This is a genomic window from Bacillus sp. FSL K6-1218, from assembly GCF_038006445.1.
Taxonomy (GTDB): domain Bacteria; phylum Bacillota; class Bacilli; order Bacillales; family Bacillaceae_G; genus Bacillus_A; species Bacillus_A thuringiensis_S.
Window position 1 is genome coordinate 4,640,013 of record NZ_JBBOVE010000001.1, and the last position, 15,827, is coordinate 4,655,839.

The following is a 15,827-nucleotide window of genomic DNA, read 5'->3' on the forward strand; positions in this document are numbered from 1 at the left end:
TTATTCCCCCGTTTTCTTACGTACAAACAAACTGTATTCTATTGGATGATAAAAACTTAATTTACTAGCTAATTTTCGCGAAGGAATATTGTCTACATAACAATCCCAGCTCGGTATAATATCATTTTGCATGCAATGTTCAATGAACCGTGTTGCAACAGCTTGAGCTAATCCTTTCCCTTGATGCGCTTCATGTGTTGTAATATCTATTTCAGCATAACCATTCCCGCTAAATATTGAGACACATTCAGCTACAATTATTCCAGCTTGTTCTATACAAAATCCAAAACCACTGTTCAAAAAAGTTTCTTTTGATCCCCAATATTCTTTGTAGTACTCCTCTTTAAATTCACTGCTGCGCTCTATATCTCTTCTATCAATACGCTTCACTTCATATGTATTTTTGTTAAAATCTCGTTGGCTCTCTTCAAAGGTTACGCTTTGAAATTTCATTCGCGGGATGTTCCGAAGTACATTACTAAAACGCTCTTCTATCATCATTTCCCACTCTTCACTCGAAGTGAAGAGTGTAAATCTCTTCTCTGTTTTTTCAATAGCCGTTTTTAAATATGAAAATAACTCTTCGTTATAATTTTGATCATCCGTATCACCAAATAAATAATAGATACCGTTAGCTGTAATAATTAATCCTGCTGTTAATTGCCCGTTTATAAAAACCTCACCATCTATCATTTGATCACATACCGCATAAGCAAACGTCGTCGTTCTTGTATTACCTTCTAAAACCGGAAGAACTTTTCTATAATCAGCTACAGATAATTTTTTCATAATTGCTCCACTTTAATCGTATCAGCCTCTATATGTTCAAAACAAAGATTTACCGTTCTCTTTAATGCTCTCGTTCTATGAATCGTACATGCTGGAATTAAAATAGAATCATTTGGCTTTAAAACCGCTGTTTCTCCATCTTCAAAATCAATAAGTAACTCTCCCTCTAGCACAATAAATAATTCATCCGAATTAGAATGATAGTGCCAATCATATTCACCAGTAAATACAGCGATTCGTAAGCAATGACTGTTTATATTTGAAACGACGAAGTTTTTATGTTGATCTTGAATGTCCTTTGTTAATTCTATTAAGTTCACAGTTTCCATCTTTCGTCTCATCCTTTCATTAGTCGTTCTTCTGAAAAATCACCTTAATCTCCACCACCTCCGCAATCTCCTCCACCATCACTTGAGCTACTACAATCACTGCTACTGTAGTCACCGAATCCACTTGATGAGCTTGAAGCGTATGAAGATTTTTCACTTCTTTTTCTATCTTTTTTACTTTCATGACTAGGCCATACTGTATCAAAAAATATAACGAATAAGACTAATTCTATTGCAACAAGGATAAATACTAAAATACTCTCAATAATATTAGGAGTTATCTCAAAACTGTAAAACACTCCAAATGAATACATACACAAAATTACATACAGAGCCATACAAATATACCGAAATGATTTCTCTATCGTAATGACTACTTTTTGTGAAAAAGGTATGTTCTGCTCCTGTTTTTTCTTTATGTACTTTTGTCTTTTAGCTTGCTTTCGCTTTCTCTTTTTGCTCCCCATAGAATCCCCTCTTTTTTATTATACAATTCTAAATTATCATAATAAAAATCGATTTACACCAATAAAGTGAAACTTTGATCAGTGGGGGTTTTATTCATCCCCCACCTAACTTCTTTGCTTCCGCTGAATTTTTGGGTGGGGGTCTTACTGCCCGTTAATGCGGGATAAATAACAATTATTCACATGTTATTTCCCCATATAAAAAAGACCCTCCTCACGAAAAGGAAGGTCTCAAATGTATTTCTATTATGATAAAGCAGGAGCTTTTTCAAGTAGCTCTTTTGCATCAGCGTATTGTAAGCCGTGAGCTTCTGCAACTGCTTCGAATGTTACATAACCATCTAATGTGTTAATACCTTTTAATAATGCAGTGTTGCCTAAGCAAGCTTCTTTGTAGCCTTTGTTAGCAATTTGTACTGCATATGGTACTGTTACGTTTGTTAATGCAAGAGTTGACGTACGTGGAACCGCACCTGGCATATTAGCAACTGCATAATGAACAACGCCATGTTTTTCGTAAGTTGGGTTGTCGTGAGTTGTAATACGGTCAGTTGTTTCGAAAATACCACCTTGGTCAATCGCGATATCTACAACGACAGAACCTGGTTCCATTGATTGAATCATTTCTTCTGTTACAAGTTTTGGCGCTTTTGCACCTGGAATTAATACTGCTCCAATAACAAGGTCAGATTCTTTAACAGCTTCTGCAATGTTGTATGGATTAGACATTAATGTTTTTACTTGGTTACCGAAAATATCATCTAATTGACGAAGACGTTCTGCACTTAAGTCAATGATTGTTACATCTGCACCTAAACCTACTGCAATCTTAGCTGCGTTTGTACCAGCTTGACCACCGCCGATGATTGTTACTTTGCCGCGTTTTACCCCTGGAACGCCTGCAAGTAAAATACCTTTACCACCTTTGTTTTTCTCAAGGAATTGTGCACCGATTTGTGCAGACATACGACCAGCTACTTCACTCATAGGTGCAAGTAATGGTAAAGAACGATTGTCTAATTGTACTGTTTCGTATGCGATTGATGCAACTTTGTTATCGATTAATGCTTTCGTTAATTCTGGTTCTGGAGCTAAGTGTAAGTATGTGAATAAAATTAAACCTTCACGGAAATAGCCGTATTCACTTGCTACTGGCTCTTTTACCTTCATAACCATATCTTGATTCCATGCTTCTTCAGCAGTTTCTACAAGTTTCGCACCAGCTTGTACATATTCTTCATCCGTAAAGCCAGATCCTAAACCTGCTCCTTTTTGAACAAAAACTTCATGACCATTTTGTACTAAATGTACTGCTCCCGCTGGCGTCATTGCCACACGGTTTTCATTGTTTTTAATTTCTGTTGGAATACCGATACGCATGATTAGTTCCCCCTTGAGTTATGAAATGACCCCTGAATCATTTTTTTAAAGCGCTTTCTACGCTCTTATATTTTAACATAATATCTCAATATTTGACAAAAAAATAACACGAGTTTTCCGATAGATTTAATTTTATATTAAAGGACAGTATTATCCGCACCTCTCAGCACAATGGATAAACTGTCCAATTATTCGAAACTTCATCTTATTTTATTCTATCGATGTCTATGAATAACATCCACTGCACCAGTCACTTCAATAATTGTACCGGTAATCATATCGGAATCGTCCTCACATAAAAACGAAATGGTTCTTGCAATATCTTCACCTGTTCCAGATCTACCAATCGGTGTGTTATGCTCTTTCAGCTGACGTGCTTCTTGAATAGTTGCCTCTTTCATCTCGCCTATAATATCACCAGGACATACCATGTTCGCAGTAATACCATACTCCGCTTCTTCATAAGCAACTGTTTTCGTTAATGAAACAAGTCCTACTTTCGCTGCGGCAAAAGCTGAACGATAAATCCATCCCGGTGCACTATCCGCCCCTTGAAATCCGTAATTAATAATACGGCCAAAGTTCTGTTTTCTCATGACCGGAACGACAAGTTTTAATAAATGAAATACCGCTGTTAAATTTCCCTGAATCATTTCATTCCATTCATCTTCTTCATAATCAACTAACTTTTTTCGTTCAAATACATATGGACCAGCATTATTAATTAAAAAGTCAATTTTGCCAAAACGGCTCATCGCTTCTTCTACTATTTTATGTAAATCTTCCTTTTTCGTGACATCCGCTTGCACGAATTGTAGACGCTCTTCCACATCTTTATATGTTTCTTTCATCGTTTCCATAGCCATGATATCGCTATGGTACGTTACTGTTACTGAATAGCCTTTAGCCAATAACTTTTCTGTTACTTGCTTTCCTAAACCTTTCGTACCGGCTGTAATGAGCGCATGTCTCACAAAACTGCCCCCTTTTAAATTGCTATACTTCATATGTAACAAGTTCTCGCTCCAATTACAACTAAAATGAATTGAAACAGAGTTTTCAAAATTCTGTAACGTTTCTGGCAAGCACGTTACCAAAATTTGTTTTATAATTAAGTTGTAAACAGTTATAAAACAGATTGGGAGGAATTTACTATGAATAATACATATACAAATATTTTAATCGCGGTGGATGGTTCTAAAGAAGCAGAAAAAGCCTTTAAAAAAGCAATTCAAGTCGCAAAGCGCAATAATGCAACATTAACAATTGCTCATATCGTTGATGTAAAAGCGTACTCAGCAGTAGAGGCTTATAGCCGTGCAATTGCTGAACGTGCAAATCTATTTGCAGAAGACTTATTAGAAGACTACAAAAAAACTGCGCTTGAAGCTGGTCTTGAAAAAATTGAAACTGTATTAGAATTTGGTAACCCTAAATCTAAAATTTCAAAAGAAATCGCTCCAAACCATAAAGTAGATTTAATTATGTGTGGCGCGACTGGTTTAAATGCTGTTGAGCGTTTCCTAATCGGTAGCGTCTCTGAACATATTATTCGCTATGCGAAATGCGATGTCCTTGTTGTTCGTGGTGATGAGGAACAAGGTGAGCTTTAATTTATAGATAAAACACCAAGTCCACATAGGCTTGGTGTTTTTCATTTTATAAACTTCACTATAAACACAAGACATGCTACGACAACAACGGTAATTGCCAACACATAAGGCCGAAGAAACTTCAAAGACCATAATGCCATCATAATCCTCGCAACCATTAAGTACGTTTGCCTTGCACCTTCTGTCATTTTTTTACGAAGTAAGAAAACGTACAAATAGCCAATTGGCGGCGTAATAAAGCAAAGAGCGTATATGATTTTTGATTTTAAATACCACTTTTGTTCTCCAAGTTTCTTTATATCTCCTTCAATTCTCTTACTCTCTTGTTCTCTCGCTTCTTCTACAAGCTGGTCTTCCTCTTCTCCTCGCTTTTCTTTCATATAAGGAAGAAAGTGCATAAAAAAATAGTATGCGAATACGAACGCTCCAAATCCAATATTTAATATGTTCACTAAAAAAAGCAGCAGCAAGCACTAAAGACAAACAGTACGTCATCATCCAAAATGAACGTTTTCTCTTTTTCCATTCCATTTCTTTTCGAAAGCCATATAGAAATAAAGCAATCTACTACAAATAGAGCAAAAATAAATATCGCAACGTGTACTGTTTCTAAATCCTCAAATGAAAAGATATTTGGGAATGCAACGTGTAATACAATTAACGTGTACAAAATTAGCCCTATAAAATAAAGTGAAACTTTAATCAGTGGGGGGTTTTGTTCATCCCCCACTGATTATTAGTTGAACCAATCGGGCTTTTACGGGCAGTTGATCCCCACCTAACTTCTTTGCTTTCGCTAAATTTTGAGGTGGGGGTCTTACTGCCCGTTAATGCGGGATAAATACGTCTCATTTTTCATCCCTTTCTTATTTCCTAACATTACGTTAACATACATTTTTTAGAAATAGACGGACAAAATATATATGTGTAAAAAAGGAGGATGCTATATGGATGATTCTGAACGCATTATTTTAGACGTGAACGGCAAAGAAATTGAAATGCTAGATACGATTCGCACTCATTTTAAAGAGAAACATGGCGTTGAACTAAGTAACGGTGCATTACTTCGTGATTTGATGGATATTGAGTATATTCGAATTACAGAAGATCGACATAAGTATGATTAAAAGAAAAACGACTGCAGGCGAATGCCATCAGTCGTTTTTTTATTTAAGCTCTTGATGCTTCCCGCCCATACCACCTGGCTCATTGCTATCCTGGTGTACAGTTAGTTTATTTGTTTTCTCATCTTTTAAAACTCTATATGTATATGATTCATTTGGTTCATCTTTAAACTGCACATTCATACCGTATGAACCAATTTTGCTATAAAAGGCTGGTTTTATGTATGCAATATCACTTTCTTTATATCCTTTATCTTGCAAATGCCACATCGTTGCGATAATCGCTTCTTCTCGCTTTTCTTTTTCACCAACATACATATATTTGTCCAAAAGAAACACTTTAGCATTTGCAATTAAGCTAATTAACAGTACAATAATAAACACTATTTTCTTCATAGACTTCCCCTAAATTGTTATTTTTCACTACATTGTAACTTAAATGCTAGTAAAAAATAAAGTACGCCAGACTTTAATAGACTGGCGTACTTCCCAACTCAATTCTTAATAACTTCTTTCGTTAACCCCTTCGCCTTTTCCAAAGCGTTTTTGATTTGTTCAAACCCTGTCCCACCAGCACTATTACGGCGCTTTACAGCCGCATATGGTGAAAGAACTTCATACAAATCTTCTTCAAATAAAGAGCTCATTTCTTTATATGTTTCAAGCGAGACATCTAATAAATAAATTCCTTTTTGTGTGCAATATAGCACTAACTTCCCAACAATTTCATGAGCTTGACGGAATGGTAGTCCTTTGTTTGCTAAATAGTCGGCAATTTCTGTTGCGTTGGAGAAATCTTGCGTCACAGCTTGCCCCATTTTTTCTTTGTTTACAGTCATCGTTTCAAGCATGCCCGCCATAATATGAAGGCATCCTTCTACTGTTTTTACTGTATCAAACATTCCTTCTTTATCTTCTTGCAAGTCTTTATTGTAAGCGAGCGGTAATCCTTTCATTACTGTAAGTAAACTGAATAAATTACCGTATACTCTGCCTGTTTTACCACGGATTAGTTCCGCCATATCCGGATTTTTCTTTTGCGGCATAATGCTGCTTCCAGTTGCGTATTGATCGCTCATTTCAATAAATTGAAACTCTTGGCTACTCCATAAAATAAGTTCTTCACAAAAGCGCGATAAGTGCATCATAAGCATAGATGAGTTACTTAAAAACTCCAGGATGAAATCACGATCACTTACTGCATCTAAACTATTTTCATATATTCCATTAAATCCAAGAAGCTCCGCACTATATTCTCGGTCAATCGGGAATGTCGTCCCAGCTAGCGCTCCTGCTCCTAATGGGGAGATATTAATACGCTTTAATGAATCTTCATAACGATTCACATCACGCTCTAACATCCAAAAGTAAGCGAGAATATGATGAGCAAATGAAATCGGCTGGGCACGTTGCAAATGCGTATAGCCAGGCATAATCGTTTCAATATTATTTTCTGCTTGATGAACAAGAACAGTTTGCAATTGCTTTGTAGCTTTTATAATATGTTCTATCTTTTCTTTTAAATACAAATGCATATCCGTTGCTACTTGATCATTACGGCTTCGGCCTGTATGAAGTTTCCCTCCTACTTCGCCAATTTGTTCAATTAGCATCTTTTCGATATTTAAATGAATATCTTCTGCTTCTACTGAAAATTGTAGCTTATTCTCTTTTGCTTCTTTCAATAAATATTGAAGACCTATCTTTATTTTCTCTGCCTCTTCTTTCGTAACGATGCCTTGCTTTGCTAGCATCGTTACGTGTGCAATACTCCCTTTTATATCTTGATTTACTAATTGTTGATCGAAGGAGATGGATGCTCCAAACTCTTCAACCCACGCTTCCGCTTCTTCCGTAAAACGTCCGCCCCAAAGTTTGCTCACGCTTCCACCTTCTTTTGATTCACTTGGCTGTATACTTTCGTCGGTAAACCAAATAATGAAATGAATCCAACTGCTGCATCATGATTAAATTCGTCCTGGGCAGTATATGTTGCTAATTTTTCATCGTATAAAGAGTATTCAGATTTACGTCCTTCTACAATCGCATGACCTTTAAATAATTTTACACGCACTGTACCTGTTACATTCTTTTGCGTTTCTTGTAAAAATGCATGAAGCGCTTGTTTTAAAGGAGAGAACCATAAACCGTTATAAATAAGTTCTGTTATTTTCTGTTCAATCACTGGTTTAAAATGCGCTACTTCTTTTACGTGTGTTAAATCTTCCAACTCTTTATGCGCAGTGATTAACGTCATTGCTGCTGGGCATTCGTATACTTCACGAGATTTAATACCGACAAGACGATTTTCTACGTGATCGATACGTCCAACGCCATGTTTTCCAGCAAGTGCATTTAACGTTTTAATTAATTCTGCAAGTGAATATGCAGTACCATTCAAAGTCGTCGGTACACCTGCTTCAAATCCGATTTCTACAAACTCTGGCTTATTCGGTGTATCTTCTAATGCTAATGTCATTTCATATGCCTCTTCTGGTGGTGCTGCCCATGGATCTTCTAAAATTCCACATTCGTTGCTGCGTCCCCATAAGTTTTGATCGATTGAAAACGGGCTATCTAAATGAATCGGAATTGGTACATCGTTTTCTTTTGCATATGCAATTTCTTCTTCACGTGACCACTTCCATTCACGTACAGGCGCAATTACTTCTAAGTAAGGATTTAATGCTTGGATAGAAACTTCAAAACGAACTTGGTCATTTCCCTTTCCTGTACATCCATGTGCAACTGCAGTTGCACCTTCTTGTTCTGCGATTTCTACTAATTTCTTCGCAATAAGCGGACGAGATAATGCAGAGACAAGAGGGTATTTCCCTTCGTATAATGTGTGTGCTTGCATCGCCATCAATGCATATTCATTCGCAAATTCTTCTTGGACATCCACCATATATGATTTAATTGCACCAACTGAAAGTGCCTTTTCTTTCACAAACCCTAAGTCTTTTCCTTCCCCTAAATCTAAACAAAGTGCGATAACATCATAATTCTTCTCTTGTAACCATTTAATTGCAACGGAAGTATCAAGACCTCCGGAATATGCTAATACAACTTTTTTCTTCTCCATTTTGCATCCCCCTTAAAGAATAAATATTCATTTTCTTTTATAATAATTCACACTTTAACACCTTTTACAAAATGTATCAAGAGTCATTTTCAAATTTTTTCAAACAATTTCGTCGAACTTCTTTCTGTTTTTCTGTACAATATAAGCAGGAAAACGGGGGTGAACTTATGGAAAAGTATTTCTTATACGATAATCATCTAGGAATTGAAATTCCACATTTACAAGAAGATTGGGAAGATATCCCCGAAAAAATGCAGCATGCTATTTTACTAAAATGGGAACAAATTCGCGGGAAAATTCCTGATCGTATAAAAGAACTTGAGCACTATATTAATACAAAACAACATCATTTAAATAACGAAGAAGACTTCGAAGTTTCTTGTAAACTAAATTCAGAAATTGCCGATCTTGCTTCCATCATTAATGACCTTTGGCTTTGGTATCGACTCACTCAAAATGTATCTGAGGGGAAAGCACACCAATGAAAAAAGCATGCCCCTCAATTACTTTGGGTCATGCTTTTTTGTCGTAACATGATTTACAATATATCTCTTGTGCTGTTTTCGCCAAACACACATCAAATGGACCAACTAATATACTTCTTTCTTTCGGCAACTTTACAAAAGCAACAAGTTCTTCTTCATATTGAATTTTTTTCTGACATGAAACGCATATTAATTTTTTTCTTTTAAACATGTCTTTTAGCATATCTTTACTCTCCCCTTCATCTATCTATATTAATATACTCTCATAATAGTTAAGACTTGTAAAAAAATGACACATTTCGAATCGAATGATTCATATACTATGTACAAAAGGAGGTCTAAAGCTTATGCGTGCTTTCGTTATTATCGCTTTAACTTTTTTAAGTGTAATTAGTTGGGATGCGTTTTTTAAAGATAAAAGTGATGAAAAGAACACAACGGAATAAAACCCTTTTTTTCTTACTTATTGGACAAACCGTTACAAACTGTCCAATCCTCTGAAATAACTTAGGCTTTGCTACAAAAATATTTAAACATAACATTTTTTGTAGATTCCCTCCGTTTATTGTCGGTTTCCATCCGCATACATTTTTTAAAAGTATGATATAATAGTATAAATCTTGAAGGAAGGGATTTTGATATCATGATCGCTCGAAGGAGCATGTGGCATCGTATTGACGAATCATACACGTAGCGTATTTTTCAGCTCAGATACTTTAGTCTAGCGAAAAAAATACGAGAGTGGGGAAATTATGATTGCCCGAAGGATAATTTGGCAAAAAAAAGACTCTTCTTACACATAGCGTTTTGTTTAGGACTTAATTGTTACTAACTAAACAAAACAAAGAAGAGCAGGATTGCTAAATGACGAATCCTACTCCACGTTTTGTTTAGTCGTTTTAAGACTTAAACTAAAACGAAGGTAGGGAGAATTGATGGACGAGAGGATTATTCGTTATTTCTTCAGCGACATATAGCGTAGTTAGTTTTTTCGTAAACTAACTGAAAGCTACATGTGAGCTCGTAGTTAGCTTACAACACAAAAAGGACTACTAACTACGGAAAGAAGGAATAACGATGAGGAACATCCAAAGTCGGCAAATTATTAAAGAAATTTTTATGGTTTTAATCGGTTCATTTATTTTAGCAGCAGCGCTATATCACATTCACTTCCAAAACCACTTAACAGAAGGTGGCTTTGTAGGAATTGCACTATTCATTCAAAACTTTTATGATATTTCACCATCTATTTCAACTGTATTAATGGATATCCCAATTATTTTACTGTGTGCTTCATTTTTAGGTAGAAAAATGGTTGGCTATTCATTCTTAGGTTCTATTTCATTCGGATTATTTTATTCCTTAATGGAAAATTATTCTCCATTTACGGTAGATTTATCAAATAATTTATTTATAGCTGCAATAGTTGGCGGTGCGTTAGCTGGTATTGGACTCGGTTTTATATTGCGATTTGGCGGTGCAACCGGTGGAGACGATATTTTGACAATTGTATTAAGTAAACGAACTCGTTTTACAATTGGGCAAATTTTCTTCGTCTTTGACGCGATTGTTCTTGCGCTTTCATTATATTATTTAAATTGGACAGAAATTGCTTTTACTATTCTTTCGATTGCCGTACAGGCAAAAACATTGGATTTAATTTATTATCCAAAAACAGAAAAAACAGCAGAAAAGCAGCCAGTATCTGTTCCAATGTCCAAAAAACATGCAACAAATTAAAAAAGCGAAAGGCTTCGGCCTCTCGCTTTTTTTATGCTCTTTTTTCTCTCTCGACTATATGGCGCACTTGATAAAATCTATTTGCAAATTCAGTAACGTTTCTTGTTAAACGATAGTTCACTGTAGATCCAATTGCCATTCCAATTACCGGAATACCTTGGAATAATTTACGACGAAGAGCATATATCGAAAATGTTTTCAAAATTTGTTTTAACACAACTTCAGTAGAAGCTGTTTGTAGCACTGCTTCGTCGCCTTCATAAAAGAACGAATCTTCTTGCTCCAGCTCTTGCAATAAATTGTACCATGCGTATTGCTGAAGTCTTCCTGGTAGTAATGACGCATGAAACACCTTTAACGCAAGCATCATTTCATAAGGCTTGTTCACATCATGCCCAAATGATGTTGCAATAAGTTGGACTGCCTTCACATTTAACGCGATCATAACCGGAAAATCTGCCGTTAATAATAATAAACCTCCAGCACCTGTCGCCCCGCCTTGCACAAACGAATATAGACGATGACGTGCTGTTTGCTGCTCTGCTATGTATGTTAACTGATCAATAGATAATGCTTTCAAATCTTCAAGCTGTTCAATCGATTCATCAAATAATCTCGATGTTCCTAAAATCCGATTACGTGCATCTAACTGTGCTTGTGAACTTTGAATAAATGCATGCAAATGAAAGAGCCATCCATCTGCTTTCGTGAAGAATTCTTTTCGCTTTTTCTCAGGTAATTTCGCAACTGTAGTATGTAACCATTTATCAAACACTTTTTGAAAATCGGTCGCTTCTTGCTCAACTAATTGCGCTTCCCATTCTTTTATATTGTCTAAAATGGCTTGTTCTCGCTTCGACCGCATCGTAACAACCACCTCGTTCGATTTTTTTCTATTGTAACATATTTCTGCTTATTCTTTACAAATATGCTTGCATATCTCTTTTTACATACCCTTTATGAGTGACATAAAACAATAGCAAAAAGGATGAGATGCTTCACATGAATCTATCCAATCTAAAACAAAATTATAACGCAGTATTCAGCTTAGGACAAAACTACTGGCCTACTTGGGCATTATATCAATTAGAATTATCACCATTTTTTTGGCGTTATTGATTTTATGCTAAGTCCTTCATTAGCAAAAGTAAATTTATTATTACAAAATCGATTTGAAAGCTTTTTAAATTAAGAAAATTTATCCTTCATCTCATTTTGGGATGATGATGCAAAATTAAGATGAAGGGACAACCTTTATGAAATTGAATCCTGTCATGACTTTAAAACAGATGTAAACACACCAACTTCTTGGCCTTCTTATACAGAAATTAAGTTAAACTATGAACATCGAACTAATCGTTTTCTAACTACAATTGAAACGGCAGAATCCATATTATTTATTCGAACTGGAGGAACATACGAAGAAGCATGTTCCCTAGAACAAATTTCATCTCAAATAGTTACACATAAATTCTCTTTCCTGTTACTAATTCCTGCCGATATACCAACTATCACTCAAGAAGATTGGGGATTACAACATACTTGTGTTATGAAATGTCCTATTATGGATGTATACCAATACAATGAAGCATTTTGGAAAGACTTATTTGATGGAATTACAGTTAGACCGCACACTTAAATACACGATACTTTTATCACACCATACATTATAATCGTCCTTATACAAAACAAATAAGGAGTGATTCTATATGTATCCACGTGCAAAAGCTTTCGGTCTTGCTGTACATCAAGATCGCCTTCTCGTACAAGAATATCATACAGAAGACGAAACATATTATCGTCCTCTTGGCGGTTCCATTGAACTTGGTGAAAAATCAACACATACTGTTATTCGGGAGTTTAAAGAAGAGCTTCATACGGAGATAGAAATCACCAATTATTTAGGTTGTTTAGAAAATGTCTTTCATCTAGATGGGGGCATTGGTCATGAAATCATTCAACTATATTCTTTGCGTTTATTAGACACATCACTATATGAAATGAAAATATTAAATATACAAGATGAGCAAGGAGTAGCGTATGCGAAATGGATTCCTATTACGGCATTCATTCAGAAAGAAAAAATATTATATCCGGATGGAGTTTTAAAATACATCCAAAAGAAAAAAGGCGAGATCCTATAGGATCTCGTCTTTCTTTTCATATATTAACCAATATCTCCAAGACGTAGTACGTCACGAGCGATCATAACTTCTTCGTCAGTTGGAATTACGATAATTTTTACTGGAGAGTGTGGAAAGCTGATGAATGCTTCTTCACCGAATACGTTATTACGTTTTACATCGAAGTATACGCCCATGTACTCAAGGCCTTCTAATACGCGCTCACGAATAATCGCACTGTTTTCACCTACACCAGCTGTAAAGATGATTGCGTCGACACCTTTCATACGAGCTGTGTAAGAACCGATGTATTTGTGGATACGGCTTACGAATACATCAAGTGCTACTTTCGCACGGTGGTCGCCTTCTTCTTCTTTCGCAATGATGTCACGTAGGTCACTAGAGTAACCAGTAAGACCTAACATACCACTCTTCTTGTTTAATACGTTAACTACTTCTTCTACTGTTTGGCCTGTTTTTTCCATGATGTATGGAATTAACGCAGGGTCAAGGTTACCAGAACGTGTACCCATTGTTACACCAGCAAGTGGAGTGAAGCCCATAGAAGTATCGATAGATTTACCGCCTTCTACTGCTGCGATACTTGCACCGTTACCTAAGTGACAAGAAAGTAAGCTTAAGCTTTCAAGTGGACGACCTAGTAATTCAGCCGCACGCTCAGTTACGTATTTATGAGAAGTTCCGTGGAAACCGTATTTACGGATGCCAAATTTCTCATAGTACTCATATGGTAAGCTGTATAGGAATGCAGATTCCGGCATTGTTTGGTGGAATGCTGTATCGAATACTGCTACTGCTGGTACGTTTGGTAATACTTCTTGGAATGCTTTAATACCAACAATGTTTGCTGGGTTGTGAAGTGGTGCTAAATCGCTTAATTCTTCGATATCAGCTAATACTTCATCAGTAATTAGAACAGAGTCAGCAAATTTTTCGCCGCCGTGAACAACACGGTGACCGATACCGCCAATCTCATCTAGAGACTTAACGATTCCGTTTTCAGTTAATTTTTTTAGAAGCATATTAACTGCTACTGCGTGATCTGGAATGTTTGTAATTTCTTTTTGTTTTTCGCCATCTACAGTAATAGTGAAGATACTATCTTCTAAACCGATACGTTCTACTAAACCTTTTGTTAATACTGTTTCACTTGGCATTTCAAATAATTGGAATTTTAAGGAAGAGCTTCCTGCGTTAATCGCGATGATTTTTGACATCTAGTCTTTCGCCCCTTTTTCTCTTGGTAGTTGTGTGGATGTTTCCACAAACCGCTCGATTTTATCTAATCAAATTTACTAAATATGAAAACGTTTCATCATTAGCAAATTTTATACTCACGATTTTAATTTAAACATCGTCCGACATATATTTCAAGTGAAAAAATTGTAACACCAAGAAAAAATATATATTACAGATTTCAAAAAAATTCAGTTAAATCTAGTATATATTTAAAAATATGACATATTATATAAAACTGTACTACATGAATCACTAACTCTGTTACATATACCCAACTTTATTTATGTGTTGCAAACCAAGTATTTAATTGATCCATAATGTTCTCCATCGCCTTCATGTTAGAGAATTTAGGCAACTCCACTAATAACGCCTGTTTTGGCATTGTTACATTAGAGCCTTTCTTTTGGAGAACAAATATACTTTTTGCATTTTTCTCGTTTTTAAACATGGAAACAGGAAGCTGTAATAACCCTTGAATAAAGCATGTTTCTTTAATAAATGCATGTAATTTTGGTGCCTGGTCACTTTCAAAAATGAAGTTTGGTACTAAGAAGAATAAGTACCCGCCCTCTTTCGTATGTTTCACACTTTGTTCAATAAATAAGTGATGAGCATACGACATTCCTTCATCTGCTTTTAATTTATATTCACTTGCACCGATTTCGTTTGGATAGTAACCAATCGGTAAATCTGAAACGACTGCATCAACTGGATCGATATAAAGTGGTGCTAGTCCATCTTGATGGAAGAATTCGATTGCATGCTTTTGTAAATTTGCATTTACTAAAGCAAGTTTAATTAGCACTTCATCCACTTCTACACCAAATCCACTCATTGTTAGTCCTTCTTTGGCGCTATTAAACACTGTAGTCATTAAATTTCCTGTTCCAATTGCAGGATCTAAAACTGTAATTTCGTTTTGACCTTGCATAAATTTATGGAATAAGTAACTCATGAACATTCCAACTGCATCAGGCGTCATTTCATGATTGGCTTGTACGCCTTCTTTCATTCCTTTTAAGATGGCTAACTGAAATGCTTTACGAATTTCTTCACCTTTATATGTTTCTTCATTAAACGTACTATATTCACGATTCAGCCTTTCAATTGCCGATTCGGATAACTCCTCTTGTAAAATCGCTCCCTCAAACAAGTTATCACCTGTTTCTACAAGCGCCTCCAAATATGTCACATCTAATTCTTTACGTAAAACTACCGCAGAAGAATCAAAAATAGAAAATAATGTTTCTACTGTCTGACTCACGTACATTCCTCCTTCTCTCTTTTACACATAACTCATATCATACCACAAAGTGATTTTTTCCAAAAAGAAAAAGCGACCTCCTGTAAAGAGCTCCCTCTCAAGTTATATATGATATAACGTTTTTTCTCATATATCGGCACCGTTACGCAGCGATATATGAGAAAAAAC

At 35.8% G+C, this 15,827-nt stretch carries 17 protein-coding genes and 2 pseudogenes; 6 read left to right on the forward strand and 13 right to left on the reverse strand.

Going from position 1 to position 15,827, the window contains the following annotated elements; all coding sequences use genetic code 11:
* The 5 genes from MHI26_RS23680 to MHI26_RS23700 all read right to left on the reverse strand — a co-directional run bounded on the left by MHI26_RS23680 (position 1) and on the right by MHI26_RS23700 (position 3,972).
* The gene (locus tag MHI26_RS23680; protein WP_000736716.1) at positions 1–789 is read right to left on the reverse strand and encodes a GNAT family N-acetyltransferase; all 789 of its coding nucleotides are present in this window, start codon (positions 787–789) and stop codon (positions 1–3) included.
* Positions 786–1,118, reverse strand: coding sequence for a cupin domain-containing protein (locus MHI26_RS23685; protein WP_000450933.1), 333 nt, complete (start codon positions 1,116–1,118; stop codon positions 786–788). Before MHI26_RS23685 ends, MHI26_RS23680 begins: the two co-directional genes overlap by 4 nt.
* A 44-nt stretch (positions 1,119–1,162) precedes the next feature.
* On the reverse strand, positions 1,163–1,585 hold the full coding sequence (locus tag MHI26_RS23690) for a hypothetical protein (protein WP_061666058.1): 423 nt from the start codon (positions 1,583–1,585) through the stop codon (positions 1,163–1,165).
* 246 nt (positions 1,586–1,831) lie between these two features.
* Positions 1,832–2,965, reverse strand: coding sequence for an alanine dehydrogenase (gene ald, locus MHI26_RS23695; protein ID WP_001219403.1), 1,134 nt, complete (start codon positions 2,963–2,965; stop codon positions 1,832–1,834).
* A 215-nt stretch (positions 2,966–3,180) separates the two neighbouring features.
* Positions 3,181–3,972: an SDR family oxidoreductase gene (locus tag MHI26_RS23700; RefSeq protein ID WP_003307942.1), complete on the reverse strand. Its 792-nt coding sequence runs from the start codon at positions 3,970–3,972 to the stop codon at positions 3,181–3,183.
* A 147-nt stretch (positions 3,973–4,119) separates the two neighbouring features.
* Here MHI26_RS23700 and MHI26_RS23705 point away from each other — a divergent pair, with 147 nt between their 5' ends.
* Positions 4,120–4,578, forward strand: coding sequence for a universal stress protein (locus MHI26_RS23705; protein WP_001066673.1), 459 nt, complete (start codon positions 4,120–4,122; stop codon positions 4,576–4,578).
* Positions 4,579–4,619: 41 nt separating this feature from the next.
* Here MHI26_RS23705 and MHI26_RS23710 read toward each other — a convergent pair.
* Positions 4,620–5,281, reverse strand: a pseudogene (locus tag MHI26_RS23710) (hypothetical protein).
* Between the two features lie 244 nt (positions 5,282–5,525).
* On the opposite strand from MHI26_RS23710, the gene MHI26_RS23715 reads away from it, so the two are divergent.
* Entirely contained in the window at positions 5,526–5,705 is a 180-nt protein-coding gene (locus MHI26_RS23715; protein WP_000342760.1) for a hypothetical protein, read from the forward strand.
* Positions 5,706–5,744: 39 nt separating this feature from the next.
* Here the strand turns inward: MHI26_RS23715 and MHI26_RS23720 are convergent, their stop codons facing one another.
* The 3 genes from MHI26_RS23720 to MHI26_RS23730 form a co-directional block, all read right to left on the reverse strand.
* Positions 5,745–6,098, reverse strand: coding sequence for a DUF3139 domain-containing protein (locus MHI26_RS23720; protein ID WP_000724670.1), 354 nt, complete (start codon positions 6,096–6,098; stop codon positions 5,745–5,747).
* 98 nt (positions 6,099–6,196) lie between these two features.
* Entirely contained in the window at positions 6,197–7,585 is a 1,389-nt protein-coding gene (gene argH / locus MHI26_RS23725) for an argininosuccinate lyase (RefSeq protein WP_061666057.1), read from the reverse strand.
* On the reverse strand, positions 7,582–8,787 hold the full coding sequence (locus tag MHI26_RS23730; protein WP_000412339.1) for an argininosuccinate synthase: 1,206 nt from the start codon (positions 8,785–8,787) through the stop codon (positions 7,582–7,584). Before MHI26_RS23730 ends, argH begins: the two co-directional genes overlap by 4 nt.
* Before the next feature lie 167 nt (positions 8,788–8,954).
* Here MHI26_RS23730 and MHI26_RS23735 point away from each other — a divergent pair, with 167 nt between their 5' ends.
* The gene (locus MHI26_RS23735; protein WP_000417222.1) at positions 8,955–9,272 is read left to right on the forward strand and encodes a hypothetical protein; all 318 of its coding nucleotides are present in this window, start codon (positions 8,955–8,957) and stop codon (positions 9,270–9,272) included.
* A gap of 28 nt (positions 9,273–9,300) precedes the next feature.
* Here the strand turns inward: MHI26_RS23735 and MHI26_RS23740 are convergent, their stop codons facing one another.
* On the reverse strand, positions 9,301–9,495 hold the full coding sequence (locus MHI26_RS23740; RefSeq protein WP_000910294.1) for a hypothetical protein: 195 nt from the start codon (positions 9,493–9,495) through the stop codon (positions 9,301–9,303).
* 854 nt (positions 9,496–10,349) lie between these two features.
* Here MHI26_RS23740 and MHI26_RS23745 point away from each other — a divergent pair.
* Positions 10,350–11,012 carry a YitT family protein gene (locus MHI26_RS23745; RefSeq protein WP_001244514.1) on the forward strand — a complete coding sequence of 221 codons (663 nt, stop codon included), beginning with the start codon at positions 10,350–10,352 and terminating at the stop codon, positions 11,010–11,012.
* A 31-nt stretch (positions 11,013–11,043) separates the two neighbouring features.
* Here MHI26_RS23745 and MHI26_RS23750 read toward each other — a convergent pair whose 3' ends face one another.
* Positions 11,044–11,877: an EcsC family protein gene (locus tag MHI26_RS23750; RefSeq protein WP_061666056.1), complete on the reverse strand. Its 834-nt coding sequence runs from the start codon at positions 11,875–11,877 to the stop codon at positions 11,044–11,046.
* 137 nt (positions 11,878–12,014) lie between these two features.
* Between MHI26_RS23750 and MHI26_RS23755 the strand changes: the two are divergent.
* Together MHI26_RS23755 and MHI26_RS23760 are read left to right on the forward strand one after the other, a co-directional pair.
* Positions 12,015–12,651, forward strand: a pseudogene (locus MHI26_RS23755) (DUF1796 family putative cysteine peptidase).
* Between the two features lie 70 nt (positions 12,652–12,721).
* Positions 12,722–13,156, forward strand: a complete 435-nt coding sequence (locus MHI26_RS23760) for an NUDIX hydrolase (RefSeq protein WP_000283496.1) — start codon at positions 12,722–12,724, stop codon at positions 13,154–13,156.
* A 23-nt stretch (positions 13,157–13,179) separates the two neighbouring features.
* Here MHI26_RS23760 and ackA read toward each other — a convergent pair whose 3' ends face one another.
* Complete coding sequence (ackA, locus tag MHI26_RS23765) at positions 13,180–14,373, reverse strand: acetate kinase (protein WP_000034570.1); 1,194 nt, start codon at positions 14,371–14,373, stop codon at positions 13,180–13,182.
* Positions 14,374–14,672: 299 nt separating this feature from the next.
* Complete coding sequence (locus tag MHI26_RS23770) at positions 14,673–15,659, reverse strand: class I SAM-dependent methyltransferase (RefSeq protein WP_000084365.1); 987 nt, start codon at positions 15,657–15,659, stop codon at positions 14,673–14,675.
* Between the last annotated feature and the right edge of the window lie 168 nt (positions 15,660–15,827).